The sequence below is a fragment of the Streptomyces cynarae genome, from assembly GCF_025642135.1.
Lineage (GTDB): Bacteria > Actinomycetota > Actinomycetes > Streptomycetales > Streptomycetaceae > Streptomyces > Streptomyces cynarae.
The window spans coordinates 3,471,726-3,487,417 of sequence record NZ_CP106793.1 but is presented as its reverse complement, the minus strand read 5'-3'; the positions used below and the strand labels follow the sequence as shown (position 1 = coordinate 3,487,417).

The following is a 15,692-nucleotide window of genomic DNA, read 5'->3' as shown; positions in this document are numbered from 1 at the left end:
CGCGACACGGTGAAAGCAGAGGAAGTCGGCCATGGCAACGGCGCCCAGCGTCTCCTACTCGATGACGGTCCGGTTGGAGGTGCCCGCGAGCGGAACCGCCGTCTCGCAGCTCACCACCGCCGTGGAGTCCTCCGGAGGCTCGGTGACCGGCCTCGACGTCACCGCGTCCGGCCACGAGAAGCTCCGTATCGACGTCACCATCGCCGCCACCTCCACCGCGCACGCGCAGGAGATCGTCGAGAAGCTGCGCGGCATCGAGGGCGTCACGCTGGGCAAGGTCTCGGACCGTACGTTCCTCATGCACCTCGGCGGCAAGATCGAGATGGCGTCGAAGCACCCCATCCGCAACCGTGACGACCTGTCCATGGTCTACACGCCGGGTGTGGCGCGCGTGTGCATGGCGATCGCCGAGAACCCCGAGGACGCCCGCCGCCTCACCATCAAGCGCAACTCCGTTGCGGTCGTGACGGACGGCTCCGCCGTGCTGGGCCTCGGCAACATCGGCCCGAAGGCCGCGCTGCCCGTCATGGAGGGCAAGGCGGCCCTCTTCAAGCGGTTCGCCGGCATCGACGCCTGGCCGATCTGCCTGGACACCCAGGACACCGACGCGATCGTCGAGATCGTCAAGGCGATCGCCCCCGGGTTCGCCGGCATCAACCTCGAGGACATCTCCGCGCCGCGCTGCTTCGAGATCGAGGCCCGGCTGCGCGAAGCGCTCGACATCCCCGTCTTCCACGACGACCAGCACGGCACGGCCATCGTGGTGCTGGCCGCCCTCACCAACGCACTTCGCGTGGTGGGCAAGGAGATCGAGAACGTCCGCGTCGTGATGTCGGGCGCCGGCGCGGCCGGTACGGCGATCCTGAAGCTGCTGCTCGCGGCGGGCGTGAAGAACGCGGTGGTGGCCGACATCCACGGTGTCGTGCACGCCGGCCGCGGGGACCTCGTGGACGCCGCGCCGGACTCGGCGCTGCGCTGGATCGCCGACAACACCAACCAGGAGGGCCTGACCGGCACGCTGAAGGAAGCGGTGCGGGGCGCCGACGTCTTCATCGGTGTCTCGGCGCCGAACGTGCTCGACGGCAACGACGTGGCGGCCATGGCGGAGGGCGCGATCGTGTTCGCGCTCGCGAACCCGGACCCCGAGGTCGACCCCGCAATCGCCCGTCAGACGGCGGCTGTTGTGGCCACCGGGCGCTCCGACTTCCCGAACCAGATCAACAACGTGCTGGTGTTCCCGGGCGTCTTCCGCGGTCTGCTGGACGCGCAGTCCCGCACGGTCAACACTGAGATGATGCTGGCGGCCGCGCAGGCCCTCGCGGACGTGGTGACCGAAGGCGAGCTGAACCCGAACTACATCATTCCGAGCGTCTTCAACGACAAGGTCGCGGGCGCGGTCGCCGGAGCCGTGCGGGAGGCCGCGAAGGCGGCGGGCGCGTCGGCGACGGCGGACGAGTAGGGATTCCGTGCCGCTGCTGTGACCATCGCCACGGTGGCGGCCGACCGGCGCGTCGTGGAACCCCAGGCGCCCGGCCGACCTCTATGGTGGCGGCCGGGCTCGGACCCCCCAGAACCTGCGATCTGTCGCGGAAAGCGGACGGAACGTCACCGTCGCATGGCGGTGGCGCCCTTCGTGTGACTCCCAAGGGTGTTCTCACGACTCCTACGGGTGCCGGATTGGCTTTCCCGCCGCAGGTGGGGGCAGGATGCGTCTTCGGGCGCGAGGGTCTGACGACGGACCCGGGTCCGGGGACTCACCGAGGACCCTGGCAGCATCGGCTTCGCCGTGCCCAACATGCGGCTCCGCCGCGTGGCACGCCTCAACGGCAAGAAGAACACGGGAGTAACAACATGAACCGCAGTGAGCTGGTGGCCGCGCTGGCCGACCGCGCCGAGGTGACCCGCAAGGACGCCGACGCCGTGCTGGCCGCGTTCGCCGAGACCGTCGGCGAGGTCGTCGCCAAGGGCGACGAGAAGGTCACCATCCCTGGCTTCCTCACCTTCGAGCGCACCCACCGTGCCGCTCGCACCGCGCGCAACCCGCAGACCGGCGACCCCATCCAGATCCCGGCCGGCTACAGCGTGAAGGTCTCCGCGGGCTCCAAGCTCAAGGAAGCCGCCAAGGGCAAGTGATCTTGCCGTTCGTGCGCCACGGGACGGCGTGCGACGCCGTGACGCCACGGACGGCGCAGCAAGGCCGCCGCACCGCCACAGGGCGGTGCGACGAAGCCCGACCGCCGCAGGGCGGTGCGACGAAGCCCGACCGCCGCAGGGCGGCGTGACGAGGCCCTACCTGCCGTAGGACGGCGTGACGAGGCCGCGCCCGTCGCAGGGACGGCGCGACGAGGCCGTACCGCCACGGGACGGCGAGTGACGAGCCCGGCAAGCTCCTCGCGACGGCGTACGGGCCCAGCAAGGCCAAAGGGGCGGTCACCCGGATCAGGGTGACCGCCCCTTCGCATGGGCGACGCTCCGCAGGACCTCAGCCGAGTGCGTTGCCGGGCAGTTCGACCTTCGCGCCCGGCTCCATCAGCTTCTCCATGCCGTGCCGGTCCGGGGGATGACCCCCGGGCCCCCAGCCGTCGGTGGACCTCAGCCGAGTGCGTTGCCGGGCAGTTCGACCTTCGCGCCCAGCTCCATCAGCTTCTCCATGCCGTGCCGGTCCGGGGGATGACCCCCGGGCCCCCAGCCGTCGGTGGACCTCAGCCGAGTGCGTTGCCCGGCAGTTCGACCTTCGCGCCCAGCTCCATCAGCTTCTCCATGAAGTTCTCGTAGCCGCGGTTGATCAGGTCGATGCCGTGGACGCGGGACGTGCCCTCGGCCGCCAGGGCCGCGATCAGGTAGGAGAAGCCGCCGCGCAGGTCGGGGATGACCAGGTCCGCGCCCTGCAGCTTCGTCGGGCCCGAAACGACCGCGGAGTGCAGGAAGTTGCGCTGCCCGAAGCGGCAGTCGGAGCCGCCGAGGCACTCGCGGTAGAGCTGGATGTGCGCGCCCATCTGGTTCAGCGCGGAGGTGAAGCCGAGGCGGGACTCGTACACCGTCTCGTGGATGATCGACAGGCCAGTCGCCTGGGTCAGGGCCACGACCAGCGGCTGCTGCCAGTCCGTCTGGAAGCCGGGGTGCACGTCCGTCTCCAGCGCGATCGACTTCAGCTGCCCGCCCGGGTGCCAGAACCGGATGCCCTCGTCGTCGATCTCGAACGCGCCGCCCACCTTGCGGTAGGTGTTCAGGAACGTCATCATCGACCGCTGCTGCGCGCCACGGACGTAGATGTTGCCGTTGGTCGCCAGCGCCGCCGACGCCCAGGACGCGGCCTCCAGCCGGTCCGGGAGGGCGCGGTGGGTGTAGCCGCCGAGCTTCTCCACGCCGGTGATGCGGATCGTGCGGTCGGTGTCCATCGCGATGATCGCGCCCATCTTCTGCAGCACGCAGATGAGGTCCTCGATCTCGGGCTCCACGGCCGCGTTGGACAACTCGGTCACGCCATCGGCCATGACGGCCGTCAGAAGTACCTGCTCCGTCGCGCCGACGGACGGGTACGGCAGCCGGATCTTCGTGCCGCGCAGCCCCTTCGGCGCCTCCAGGTACTGGCCGTCCGCCCGCTTCTCGATGACCGCGCCGAACTGCCGCAGCACGTCGAAGTGGAAGTCGATCGGCCGGCCGCCGATGTCGCAGCCGCCGAGACCCGGGATGAACGCGTGGCCCAGCCGGTGCAGCAGCGGACCGCAGAACAGGATCGGGATGCGCGACGAGCCCGCGTGGGCATCGATGTCCGCGACGTTCGCGCTCTCGACGTGCGTCGGGTCGAGCACCAGCTCACCCGGCTCCTCGCCCGGACGCACCGTCACGCCGTGCAGCTGCAGCAGCCCCCGGACGACGCGCACGTCGCGGATGTCGGGCACGTTGCGCAGTCTGCTCGGGGCACTGCCCAGGAGGGCGGCGACCATGGCCTTCGGTACGAGGTTCTTCGCACCGCGGACACGGATCTCGCCCTCGAGCGGGGTGCCGCCGTGGACAAGGAGGACATCGTCGTTGACGGTCATGAATCTCGCGTTCCGTGGAGTGGGGCAGGGGCCGAAGACGTAAGCGTAATGGCCGCGTACCCCCCTTCAGTAAGCCCAAGTGGCCCCAACGAAGGTCATAGCTTTGCCACAACACGAACGGTGCGGAGGCGGACGCGAGGGGTTACCGGGGCGTACGTGCGCCCGCGACGCACCCATGAGCCCTGAGCTGCATTCACCCACGTACACCCGTTGCCTCCCCATCCGAAGGCAAGATGCGGGATCATGTCTGCCATGACCGAGGTGTCCTCGCTCACAGGGCGGCTGCTCGTGGCCACCCCCGCCCTGGCGGACCCGAACTTCGACCGCGCTGTGGTGCTGCTCCTCGACCACGACGAGGAGGGCTCGCTCGGCGTGGTCCTCAACCGCCCCACGCCCGTTGACGTGGGGGACATCCTGGAGGGCTGGGCGGACCTCGCGGGCGAACCCGGTGTCGTCTTCCAGGGCGGACCCGTCTCGCTGGACTCGGCGCTCGGTGTCGCGGTGATCCCCGGCGGCGCGTCCCCGGAACACGCCCCGCTCGGTTGGCGGCGGGTGCACGGCGCGATCGGCCTGGTCGACCTGGAGGCCCCTCCGGAACTGCTCGCCAAGGCGCTCGGCTCCCTGCGCATCTTCGCCGGATACGCCGGCTGGGGGCCGGGCCAGCTGGAGGACGAGCTGGTCGACGGGGCGTGGTACGTCGTCGAGTCGGAACCCGGCGACGTCTCGTCCCCGGCCCCGGAGAAACTCTGGCGCGACGTGCTGCGACGCCAGCGCAGCGAGCTGGCGATGGTGGCGACGTACCCGGACGACCCTACGCTCAACTGATACGTGCGGGCTTCAGTACGCTTGGCCCTATGAGCACTCTTGAGCCCGAGCGCGGCACCGGTACGGGGACCCTCGTAGAGCCGACGCCGCAGGTGTCGCACGGCGACGGCGACCACGAGCGCTTCGCCCACTACGTCCAGAAGGACAAGATCATGGCGAGCGCCCTGGACGGCACTCCCGTCGTGGCGCTGTGCGGCAAGGTGTGGGTCCCGGGACGCGACCCGAAGAAGTACCCCGTCTGCCCCATGTGCAAGGAGATCTACGACTCCATGGGCAGCGGCGGCGACGAAGGCAAGGGCGGCGACAAGTAGCCGCCCGCTCGGCTGCGTGACGACCGCCGGGTTCCCGGGACGCGTGTCCGGAGCGTCCCGGGAGCCTGTGTGCCTGCTGCCGGTGGATCGGGAGTGCGTCTCCGAAGTGCGGTGAATCCACCCTCGGGGCCGGGCCGGGCGGTGAAGACTGGCGGCATGCCTGAGCTTGCGTACTCCCTCCCCCCGGGGCTCGACGTGCACCTGGTCCCCGCCCCCACCCGCGTGTCCCCCTCGATCGGCGGCGGGGGATGCGTCGTCGACGAGGACACCCGGATCGAGACGACGGGCCCCGGCGCCGAGCGCGTCGCTCGGTGGCTGCGGGCGGCCGTCGGCGCCGCGACCGGGCTTCCGCTGCCGTCGGCCGACGACCACGGCAACCGGGTCCTGCTGCGCATCGTCCCCGGGCTCGAGGAGGAGCTGGGCAGCCCTGAGGCGTACCGCTTCACCGCCGACGGCCACGACGTCGTCATCGACGGCGCGAGCGAGGCCGGCCTGTTCCGGGGCGCCCAGACCTTCCGCCAGCTGCTCGGGCCGGAGGCCTTCCGCCGTGCCCCGGTGACCGGGAAACGTCAGTGGGAGGTGCCCGCGGTGACGATCCAGGACGCCCCCCGCTTCCGCTGGCGCGGCCTCCTGCTCGACGTGGCCCGGCACTTCATGCCCAAGGACGGCGTCCTGCGCTACCTGGACCTGATGGCCGCCCACAAGCTCAACGTCCTCCACCTCCACCTCACCGACGACCAGGGCTGGCGGCTGGAGATCAAGCGCTACCCGAGGCTCACCGAGGTCGGTGCCTGGCGGGCGCGCACCAGATTCGGCCACCGGGCCTCGCCGCTGTGGGAGGAGAAGCCGCACGGCGGTTTCTACACGCAGGACGACATCCGCGAGATCGTCGCGTACGCGGCCGAGCGGCATATCACCGTCGTCCCCGAGATCGACGTCCCCGGGCACAGCCAGGCGGCCATCGCCGCGTACCCGGAACTGGGCAACTCCGACGTCATCGACACGACCTCCCTCACGGTCTGGGACGACTGGGGCGTCAACCCCAACGTACTCGCCCCCACCGACACCACCCTGCGGTTCTACGAGGGGGTGTTCGAGGAGGTCCTGGAACTCTTCCCGTCACCCTTCGTCCACATCGGCGGCGACGAGTGCCCCAAGGACCAGTGGCGGCGCTCGCCGGCCGCGCAGGCGCGCATCAAGGAGCTGGGACTCGCGGACGAGGACGAGCTCCAGGCGTGGTTCGTGCGCCACTTCGACACCTGGCTCACCGCACGCGGACGCCGGCTCGTCGGCTGGGACGAGATCCTCGAGGGCGGCCTCGCGGACGGTGCGACCGTCTCGTCATGGCGCGGGTACGCCGGCGGGATCACGGCGGCGCGCGCCGGCCACGACGTCGTCATGTGCCCGGAGCAGCAGGTGTACCTGGACCACCGTCAGGACGGCGGCGCAGACGAGCCGGTGCCCATCGGGTACGTCCGCACCCTGGAGGACGTCTACCGATTCGAGCCGGTCCCACCGCAGCTGACGCCGGAGGAGGCGCGGCACGTTCTGGGCACCCAGGCCAACGCCTGGACCGAGGTGACGGAGGATCAGGGACGCGTCGACTACCAGGTGTTTCCCCGGCTCGCGGCGTTCGCCGAGGTCGCCTGGAGTGCCCTTCCCGCCCCGGCCGAGCGCGACTTCTCGGACTTCGAGCGGCGCATGGTCGCCCACTACCGCCGTCTGGACGCACTGGGGGTCGCCTACCGGCCGCCCACGGGCCCGCTGCCGTGGCAGCGGCGACCCGGGGTGCTCGGACGCCCGATCGAGGGTGCGCCCCCGAACGTGTGAGGTGGCGGACGGAGGGCAGGCGAGGCGCCGGGTCGGCTGGAAACGTACCCCCGCATGGGAAAAGCAGTGCAAGGAGCGCCGAAGAGCCGCAATGCACCCCCATCGGGGATGTCGTGGCAAAACGGTCCATCTCCCTGGTCAGAGGGGCGAATGCCTCCTAGCGGACCCCCGCGTCGGAGGCCGTGAAAGATGTGCCAGAGTTGCCACGTCCGCCCTGTCAGCACGTACCGTACGGCAACACAGGTGGGACCACGGGGCAGCGGGAAGGGGCAGCCGGTTTTGACCACGCAGGCACCGCAGGCGGCGCAGGCCGTGACGCTGCCCGCCTCGCTGGACGAGGCCGTGGCGGCCCTCGCCGCCCATCCGGCCGCCGTCCCCGTGGCGGGCGGTACCGACCTCATGGCCGCCGTGAACTCGGGACAGCTGCGGCCCGCCGCACTCGTCGGCCTCGGCCGCATCAGCGAGATCCGCGGCTGGCAGTACCTGGACGGCCACGCGCTGCTCGGCGCCGGCCTCACCCACGCGCGCATGGGTCGCCCCGACTTCGCGGCGCTCATCCCCGCCCTCGCGGCGGCGGCGCGCGCGGCAGGCCCGCCGCACATCCGCAACGCCGGCACCCTCGGCGGCAACATCGCGTCGGCGGCCCCCACCGGGGACGCGCTTCCGGTGCTCGCCGCCCTGGAGGCCACGCTGATCATCGCCGGCCCGGGCGGGGCACGCCGGGAGATCCCGGTGTCGCACCTGCTGGCGGGCGTGGAGATGCTGCGCGCCGGTGAACTCATCGGCTACGTGCGCGTGCCGCTGCTGCACGCCCCCCAGGTCTTCCTGAAGGCGACCGGCCGCACCGGGCCCGGGCGGGCGATGGCGTCGGTGGCACTGGTGCTGGACCCGGCCCGGCGCGGGGTGCGCTGCGCCGTCGGTGCCATAGCGCCGATGCCGCTGCGCCCGCTGGAGGCCGAGCAGTGGGTCGCACAACTCATCGACTGGGACAACAACCGCGCGATCGTCCCGGAGGCCCTGAACGCCTTCGGGGAGTACGTCGCCGCGGCCTGCATCCCCGATCCGGCGCCCGCGGAGGACGGCACCGTGCAGCAGCTTCCGCCCGCCGTACTGCACCTGCGGCGCACCGTCGCCGCGCTGGCCCGACGAGCACTGGGGAGGGCACTGTCGTGACGGACGACCAGCACCCGGAGGAAGCCCGCCGGCAGGGCACCAACGGCTCCTGGGAGCGGCTGCCGCAAGGGGACTACGACGACGGCGCCACCGCCTTCGTCCAGCTCCCGGAGGGTGGGATCGACGCCCTCCTCGCCTCCGACAGCCCGCTGGCCGCGCCGGGCCACGGCTATGTTCCGCCGACCTTCACCCCGCAGGAGGGCACGGGCGCCGAGGAGCACGGCGGGAACTGGGGCGCGCCCGCCGAGGGCGCCCACTGGCCGGGCGCGACGCAGGACGGCACGGGGGACCGGTTCACGTACAACCCCGGCGCGACCGGGCAGTGGAACTTCGAGGAGGCCCAGGCCGCGCGGGAGCCCGCGCCCGGGCACGACGTCACCGGGCAGTGGTCGATCCCGGTGGCGGGCGGTGATCTGCCGGACGAGTCGGGGGAGTTCACCACGTCCTCGCTCGTCGAGCAGTGGGGCGGCACCCCGCCCGCGACCCTGCCGGGCGGCGCGCCCGCCCCCTGGGCGACGGAAGCGGCCGTACCGTCGTGGCACGGGCAGGAGACCGCCGCGCAGACGCCCGAGGAGGCCCCTGGGGAGCTGTCCGACGGGTCGTACGAGGCATACGAGGCATACGAGGCCTACGAGGACTTCAGGGCCGATGGTGCTGCCGAGGCGCCAGAGGCAGCCCAGGAGCGGTCCGAGGCCGCCGATGCCTCCGACGGCGCCTCTGACGCCTCCGACGGCACTTCCGACGGCACCTCGGGCGCCGAGGAGGCAGCCGCTCCCGAAGGCGCCCGGCACCCCGCGCCCGACCCGGCCCCCGGGGCCGCCGACGCCCAGGCCCCGCCCCAAGATCGGGCCGCCGAGCCCGCAGCCCCGCACGACGAGCACCCCCTGGCCTCGTACGTCCTGCGGGTGAACGGCGCCGACCGGCCCGTCACCGACGCCTGGATCGGCGAGTCGCTGCTGTACGTGCTGCGCGAGCGGCTCGGCCTCGCCGGCGCCAAGGACGGCTGCTCGCAGGGCGAGTGCGGCGCGTGCAACGTGCAGGTCGACGGACGGCTCGTCGCCTCCTGCCTGGTGCCCGCCGTCACCGCCGCGGGCAGTGAGGTCCGTACCGTCGAGGGACTCGCCGTCGACGGACAGCCCTCCGACGTGCAGCGGGCGCTCGCCCGGTGCGGCGCCGTGCAGTGCGGCTTCTGCGTGCCCGGCATGGCGATGACCGTGCACGACCTGCTGGAGGGCAACCCGGCGCCGACCGACCTCGAGGCCCGCCAGGCGCTGTGCGGCAACCTGTGCCGCTGCTCCGGCTACCGTGGCGTCCTTCAGGCCGTCCAGGAGGTCGTCGCCGAGCGGGAGGCGCACCGCGCCGAGGCCGATCCGGCAGCGGACGGCGACGAACCGCGCATCCCGCACCAGGCGGGCCCCGGAGAGGGCGGCGTCCACCTCGACGCGTTCGGCAACGTGACCCCGAACGACCACCCGTACGGCCAGGACGGAGGCCAGGCGTGAGCAACGAAGCCGCCACCGCGACCACCGCGGCGGCCGCACCCGCCCCCGAACCGCTGCCGCACGGCATCGGAGCCTCGCTGCCGTCCGCCGACGCCCGCGCCAAGACCGAGGGCACCTTCCCGTACGCGGCCGACCTGTGGGCCGAGGGCCTGCTGTGGGCGGCCGTCCTGCGCTCGCCGCACCCGCACGCGCGCATCCTGTCCATCGACACCGGCCACGCGCGCGAGATGCCCGGCGTGCGGGCCGTCCTCACCCATGAGGACGTGCCCGTGGGCGCGCTGCACGGACGCGGTACGGCCGACCGCCCCGTCTTCGCCTCCGACGTCGTACGCCACCACGGGGAGCCCATCGCGGCCGTCGCCGCCGACCACCCCGACACCGCGCGCATGGCCGCCGCGGCCGTCATCGTCGAGTACGAGGTGCTCGACCCGGTCACCGACCCCGAGCAGGCGTTCGAGGCCGAGCCGCTGCACCCCGACGGCAACCTGATCCGTCACATCCCGCTGCGCCACGGCGACCCCGACGCGGTCGGCGAGGTCGTCGTCGAGGGCCTGTACCGCATCGGCCGCCAGGACCCCGCCCCCATCGGCGCGGAGGCCGGCCTCGCCGTGCCCCGGCCCGACGGCGGCGTCGAGCTGTACCTCGCCTCCACCGACCCGCACACCGACCGGGACCGGGCCGCCGCCGTCTACGGCCTGGAACCGGACCGGGTGAAGGTCGTCGTCACCGGCGTGCCCGGCGCCACCGCGGACCGCGAGGACCAGGGCTTCCAGCTGCCGCTCGGGCTGCTGGCGCTGAAGACCGGCTGCCCGGTGAAACTGACCGCCAACCGCGAGGAGTCCTTCCTCGGCCACGTCCACCGCCACCCCACACTGCTGCGCTACCGTCACCACGCGGACGCCGAGGGCAGGCTGGTGAAGGTCGAGGCGCAGATCCTGCTGGACGCGGGCGCCTACGCGGACACCTCCTCGGACGCGCTCGCCGCCGCGGTCTCCTTCGCCTGCGGCCCGTACGTCGTCCCGAACGCCTTCATCGAGGGCTGGGCCGTGCGCACCAACAACCCGCCGTCGGGCCATGTGCGCGGCGAGGGCGCGATGCAGGTGTGCGCCGCGTACGAGGCGCAGATGGACAAGCTCGCCAAGAAGCTCGGCCTCGATCCGGCGGAGCTGCGGATGCGCAACGTCATGGCGACCGGCGACGTCCTGCCGACCGGCCAGACGGTGACGTGCCCGGCGCCGGTGGCCGAACTGCTCGAGGCCGTACGCGACCACCCGCTGCCCCTGCTCCCCAAGGACACCCCCGAGGAGGAGTGGCTGCTGCCCGGCGGCCCCGAGGGCGCGGGCGAACCGGGCGCGGTCCGGCGCGGTGTGGGCTACGGCCTCGGCATGGTCCACATGCTCGGTGCGGAGGGCGCCGACGAGGTCTCCACGGCGACGGTGAAGGTCCAGGACGGCGTGGCCACGGTGCTGTGCGCGGCGGTGGAGACCGGCCAGGGCTTCGCGACCCTCGCCCGGCAGATCGTCCAGGAGACCCTCGGCATCGACGAGGTGCACGTGGCCGCCGTCGACACCGACCAGCCGCCGGCGGGCGCGGGCTGCCGGGGCCGCCACACCTGGGTGTCGGGCGGCGCGGTCGAACGGGCCGCGAAGATGGTCCGCACCCAGCTGTTGCAGCCCCTGGCGCACAAGTTCGGCATGTCCACGGAGCTGCTCCAGATCACGGACGGCAAGATCACGTCGTACGACGGGGTCCTGTCCACCACCGTGACGGAGGCGATGGACGGCAAGGAACTGTGGGCCACCGCGCAGTGCCGGCCGCACCCGACCGAACCGCTGAACGAGACGGGCCAGGGCGACGCCTTCGTGGGGATCGCGTTCTGCGCGATCCGCGCCGTGGTGGACGTGGACATCGAGATCGGCTCGGTACGGGTCGTGGAGCTGGCGCTGGCCCAGGACGTGGGCCGGGTGCTGAACCCGGCGCAGCTGGCGGCGCGCCTCGAGGCCGGGGTCACGCAGGGCGTGGGCATCGCGCTCACGGAGAACCTGCGCACGGCCCGCGGCGTGGTCCGCCACCCCGACCTGACGGGCTACTCCCTGCCGACGGCCCTGGACGCCCCCGACATCCAGATCGTCAAACTCGTCGAGGAACGGGACGTGGTCGCCCCCTTCGGCGCGAAGGCGGTCAGCGCGGTACCGGTGGTGACCTCCCCGGCGGCGATCGCATCGGCGGTCCGCGCGGCAACGGGCCGCCCGGTCAACCGCCTGCCGATCCGGCCGCAGGCGGCGGTGGTGACGACGCAGTGAGCTCGCCGCGGACCTGACCGTGGACGAGACGGTGGGGGCGTGCGATCCCGGCCGGGCGGGAGCGGGCGCGGATCGGGTGAGGCGCGCACGGACGGGTTATTGCTGCGGTGTTGTCAGTGGTGCCGCGTAAGGTTCTTGGCGTTGGGGGAGAGCTGCCGGGCAGGACGATGTGTCCTGCCCTGCGGTCGCTCTGGGCCAGGCACGAAACACCCGGGGGAAGACGATGGGCACGACTGACGCCTGTGGCGTGATCACGCCGACTGGGACGGATCCGTACGCACAGGCGTCGGGGACACCGTGCGGACAGTCGGTGCTGCGGAGGGCGGCCCAGCTGGTCGACGACGCGGAGAGGCTCGCCGAGGAACTGCGCGACCAGATGGTCATCGGGACGCTGCGCACCGTCGACCGTGATCTGGAGTCGCTCCTGCTGGGCGGCGCCACGGGGCGGGTGCCCACGGCGTACGTCTCCCCGCGCAGCCCTGGCCCGATGGACCTCTCGCCGCTCGCGCCCTCCCTGGAGGCGCTGCTGCGGCTCGCGGCGGTGACGGACGAACTGACCGCCCCTGCGGGCGGGTTCGCCTCGCACGCCCTGATCCGTCCCCTGGCCCGGATCACCCGCCCCGGCACAGGCCTCGCCCTGGACCTGCCGCCGCGGCTGCTGGACGAGGAGTTCGGCTCCGCCGCGATCGTGCGCTTCGAGGACGTCGACTTCCCCCGCACACTCACGCACGAACCGACCCGCCGTTTCCTGCGCGAGGTGGGCCTGCCGGAGACCGGCTACTGGTTCGAACTGGACACGGACCTGCCGCTGCCGACGCTGGCCGAGTACTACGCGGACGACGAGGGCGTCCCGGAGGACGACCCCCCTGGGGACTGGGCGGACCGTGTGATACGCCTCGGCTGCCTGCTGGAGGACACGAGCCTGCTCCTCGACGGGGCCACCGGAGCGGTCCTGTGCTGGAGTGAGCCGGACGCGACCCTGCGCCCGCTCGACGCGGACATCTCCACGCTGGCCTTCACGGTGTGGCTGGCCCACCGCGACAGGAGAGCGGCGGAAGCGACGTCGACGGTCTGATCCGGAAGACCGAGACGGACCGGCCGGGCGATGACGAGGATGGGGCGGCCTGCGTGCTCGCACCGGTCAGGTGAGACGAGAACTGAACAGGACGAACAGCAGGGCGGCACCCCCGGAAGGGTGCCGCCCTGCTGTTGTGGCCATGCGGGAGATCCGGTTGCTCTAGTTCCCTTCGCGCAGGGTGGCGTAAGCCGCCGCCACCGACGCGCAGTTGACCCGCGGGTTCCCGGCGGGCACCGAGTGCTCCAGGTGCTGCAGGACGCTGAACCCGTCCTCGTCGTTGACGCCCTTCTTCTTCAGGTCTTTCAGCGTGGCGTGGACGACGGCCGCCAGGCGGGGGCGGTCCTCCGTACAGCGCGGCGCCAGTGCGTCGAGAACCTGCTGGTACTCGGTGGCGGGCCGACCGTTCCCGTCGAGGTCGGCCAGCTTCTGCGCCGGCGTAGGTCCCGACGCGTGAGTGGCCGGGGTCCGCTTGGTCTTCGCCGGTGGCTTCGCTGCCGGACTGCTGTGGCTCGCTGCAGGCGTCGCGGCTGCCACCGGGGTGTTGTGCGTGGCGGCGTCCTTGACTCCAGAGACCATGCCGGCGATGAACGGCGGAGCTGCGATCAGCACCCCGATGCCGATAGCGATCTTCTTTCCCCTGCTCAGCGGCTTCTTCGACGCCGGAACGGGCTGCTGACCCACGATCCCCCCTGTACAGGCCGGGCGCCCCTCATCTCGGACGCGGCATCCGGACCGTACACCTGACCAAAGGGGACGGGCATGTCCGAGGTCGGAGGCCTGGCCCATGAGTGGGGCGCGCCCGTGCGGGCCAACTGAGACGAGGAATGAGACGGATCACTGATGGGGCGGCCCCCACACAGGGTGCCGCCCTCTCGCTTTTCCTGTTCAGACAGGTGGAGGCCGTGGCGGGAATCGAACCCGCGTAACTCGCTTTGCAGGCGAGTCCCTGAACCACTCGGGCACACGGCCGGGACCAGGTCCGGTACGGCTTGTGCGTGCCGACCTGATGCACTGACCGTAGGAGTGGGCAGGTCACCGGCTCAAGAGCATCGGCGGCCCTGCAACGGGACTGCCATACGCCGTTCATGAAACCGGGCTCGGTCCTAAGACCAAGGTCCCGGCCGGTCCCCGGCTCCCGACAGGAGCCAATCCCCGTCGAGCCCCTTACTCTGACCTGTATGACCGCCCTGGACCCCCGCGACACCGAGGTCGCCGCCGCCACTCCCTCCCTTTCCGACGCCACCGGCGGCGTGCTGAGCCGGCCCTACCGGGCCCTCAGCATCGGGATCGTCTCCGTCGTGCTGCTCATCGCCTTCGAGGCCACGGCCGTCGGTACGGCGATGCCGGTCGCCGCGCGGGAACTGGACGGACTGTCCCTGTACGCCTTCGCGTTCTCGGGGTACTTCACGACCAGCCTGTTCGGCATGGTGTTCGCCGGCCAGTGGTCGGATCGCAGCGGCCCTCTCTCCTCGCTGACCTGCGGCATCGCCGCCTTCGCGGCCGGGCTGCTGGTGTCCGGGACGGCGAGCACGATGTGGCTGTTCATCCTGGGCCGGGCCGTGCAGGGTCTCGGCGGCGGACTGGTGATCGTCGCGCTGTACGTCCTCGTCGGCCGGGCATACCCGGAGCGGTTGCGTCCGGCGATCATGGCGGCGTTCGCGGCGAGCTGGGTGATCCCCTCGGTGGTCGGCCCGCTGGCGTCGGGCGCGGTGACCGAACAGCTCGGCTGGCGCTGGGTGTTCATCGGTATCCCCGTGCTCGTGGTGTTCCCGCTGGCGCTCGCCCTGCCGCAGATACGGCGACGGGCCGCCGGCCCCGCCTCGGAGACCGCCGCCCCCTTCGACGCGCGCCGCATCCGCCTGGCGTTCGGCATCTCCCTGGGCGCCGGACTCCTCCAGTACGCCGCCCAGGACCTGCACTGGGTCTCCCTCGTCCCCGGTGTCGCGGGCGCCGCCCTGCTCGTTCCGGCGGTGCTCGGCCTGCTGCCCCGCGGCACCTACCGGGCGGCGCGCGGCCTGCCGTCCGTGGTGCTGTTGCGCGGTGTGTCGGCGGGCGCGTTCGTCGCGGCGGAGAGTTTCATCCCGCTCATGCTCGTCACCGAGCGCGGGCTGTCGCCGACCCTCGCCGGGTTCTCGCTGGCCCCGGCCGGCGCGACCTGGGCGCTGGGCTCGTACATCCAGTCCAGGCCGCACCTGGAGCCGTACCGGGAGCGGCTGATGACGCTCGGCATGGTGGTCGTCGCGGCCGCGATCGCCACCGCGCCCAGCGTACTGATCCACGCCGTGCCCCCGTGGATCGTCGCGGTCGCCTGGGGTTTCGGCTGCTTCGGCATGGGCCTGGTCATCTCCTCGACCAGCGTCCTGCTCCTGAAGCTGTCCGCTCCCGAGGAGGCGGGCGCCAACTCGGCCGCCCTGCAGATCTCCGACGGCCTGTCCAACGTGGTGCTCCTGTCCGCGGGCGGCGCCGCGTTCGCCGCGCTCGGCGGCGGGACCGTCGCCCACACCGCCACCGAAGCGACCGCCCAAGGCTCCCATCCGGCCGCGTTCGCCGTGGTGTTCCTGCCGATGGCGGCGGTGGCGCTGGTGGGGGCGTGGGTGGCGACCCGGACGCGGACCGAATCCCGCTGA

General features: G+C 72.3%; 12 protein-coding genes and 1 tRNA gene. 10 read left to right on the top strand and 3 right to left on the bottom strand.

The window, feature by feature from the left end:
- Positions 1–31: 31 nt before the first annotated feature.
- Complete coding sequence (locus N8I84_RS16190) at positions 32–1,459, top strand: NAD-dependent malic enzyme (protein ID WP_263230198.1); 1,428 nt, start codon at positions 32–34, stop codon at positions 1,457–1,459.
- A 392-nt stretch (positions 1,460–1,851) separates the two neighbouring features.
- The gene (locus tag N8I84_RS16185; protein WP_007498188.1) at positions 1,852–2,133 is read left to right on the top strand and encodes an HU family DNA-binding protein; all 282 of its coding nucleotides are present in this window, start codon (positions 1,852–1,854) and stop codon (positions 2,131–2,133) included.
- 569 nt (positions 2,134–2,702) lie between these two features.
- On the opposite strand, the gene murA is transcribed toward N8I84_RS16185, so the two are convergent.
- Positions 2,703–4,043, bottom strand: a complete 1,341-nt coding sequence (gene murA / locus N8I84_RS16180) for a UDP-N-acetylglucosamine 1-carboxyvinyltransferase (protein ID WP_103841007.1) — start codon at positions 4,041–4,043, stop codon at positions 2,703–2,705.
- A 252-nt stretch (positions 4,044–4,295) separates the two neighbouring features.
- On the opposite strand from murA, the gene N8I84_RS16175 reads away from it, so the two are divergent.
- The 7 genes from N8I84_RS16175 (at position 4,296) to N8I84_RS16145 (ending at position 13,062) form a co-directional block, all read left to right on the top strand.
- Positions 4,296–4,868 (top strand): YqgE/AlgH family protein, encoded by a 573-nt coding sequence (locus N8I84_RS16175; RefSeq protein ID WP_200417816.1) that lies wholly within the window; start codon positions 4,296–4,298, stop codon positions 4,866–4,868.
- A gap of 29 nt (positions 4,869–4,897) precedes the next feature.
- Positions 4,898–5,179: a DUF3039 domain-containing protein gene (locus tag N8I84_RS16170; protein WP_103841003.1), complete on the top strand. Its 282-nt coding sequence runs from the start codon at positions 4,898–4,900 to the stop codon at positions 5,177–5,179.
- Positions 5,180–5,335: 156 nt separating this feature from the next.
- A complete protein-coding gene (locus N8I84_RS16165; protein ID WP_263230197.1) occupies positions 5,336–7,009 on the top strand; it encodes a beta-N-acetylhexosaminidase in 1,674 nt (557 codons plus the stop codon).
- 279 nt (positions 7,010–7,288) lie between these two features.
- Positions 7,289–8,182 (top strand): FAD binding domain-containing protein, encoded by an 894-nt coding sequence (locus N8I84_RS16160; RefSeq protein WP_200417673.1) that lies wholly within the window; start codon positions 7,289–7,291, stop codon positions 8,180–8,182.
- Positions 8,179–9,684 carry a (2Fe-2S)-binding protein gene (locus tag N8I84_RS16155; protein WP_263230196.1) on the top strand — a complete coding sequence of 502 codons (1,506 nt, stop codon included), beginning with the start codon at positions 8,179–8,181 and terminating at the stop codon, positions 9,682–9,684. The genes N8I84_RS16160 and N8I84_RS16155 overlap by 4 nt, the downstream gene beginning before the upstream one ends.
- On the top strand, positions 9,681–11,987 hold the full coding sequence (locus N8I84_RS16150) for a xanthine dehydrogenase family protein molybdopterin-binding subunit (RefSeq protein ID WP_263230195.1): 2,307 nt from the start codon (positions 9,681–9,683) through the stop codon (positions 11,985–11,987). The genes N8I84_RS16155 and N8I84_RS16150 overlap by 4 nt, the downstream gene beginning before the upstream one ends.
- A gap of 247 nt (positions 11,988–12,234) precedes the next feature.
- The gene (locus N8I84_RS16145; RefSeq protein WP_263230194.1) at positions 12,235–13,062 is read left to right on the top strand and encodes an SUKH-4 family immunity protein; all 828 of its coding nucleotides are present in this window, start codon (positions 12,235–12,237) and stop codon (positions 13,060–13,062) included.
- A 162-nt stretch (positions 13,063–13,224) separates the two neighbouring features.
- On the opposite strand, the gene N8I84_RS16140 is transcribed toward N8I84_RS16145, so the two are convergent.
- Both N8I84_RS16140 and N8I84_RS16135 read right to left on the bottom strand, forming a co-directional pair.
- Positions 13,225–13,746: a hypothetical protein gene (locus N8I84_RS16140; protein WP_263230193.1), complete on the bottom strand. Its 522-nt coding sequence runs from the start codon at positions 13,744–13,746 to the stop codon at positions 13,225–13,227.
- A 213-nt stretch (positions 13,747–13,959) separates the two neighbouring features.
- Positions 13,960–14,034, bottom strand: a tRNA-Cys gene (locus N8I84_RS16135).
- Positions 14,035–14,243: 209 nt separating this feature from the next.
- Between N8I84_RS16135 and N8I84_RS16130 the strand changes: the two genes are divergently transcribed.
- Complete coding sequence (locus tag N8I84_RS16130; protein ID WP_263230192.1) at positions 14,244–15,692, top strand: MFS transporter; 1,449 nt, start codon at positions 14,244–14,246, stop codon at positions 15,690–15,692.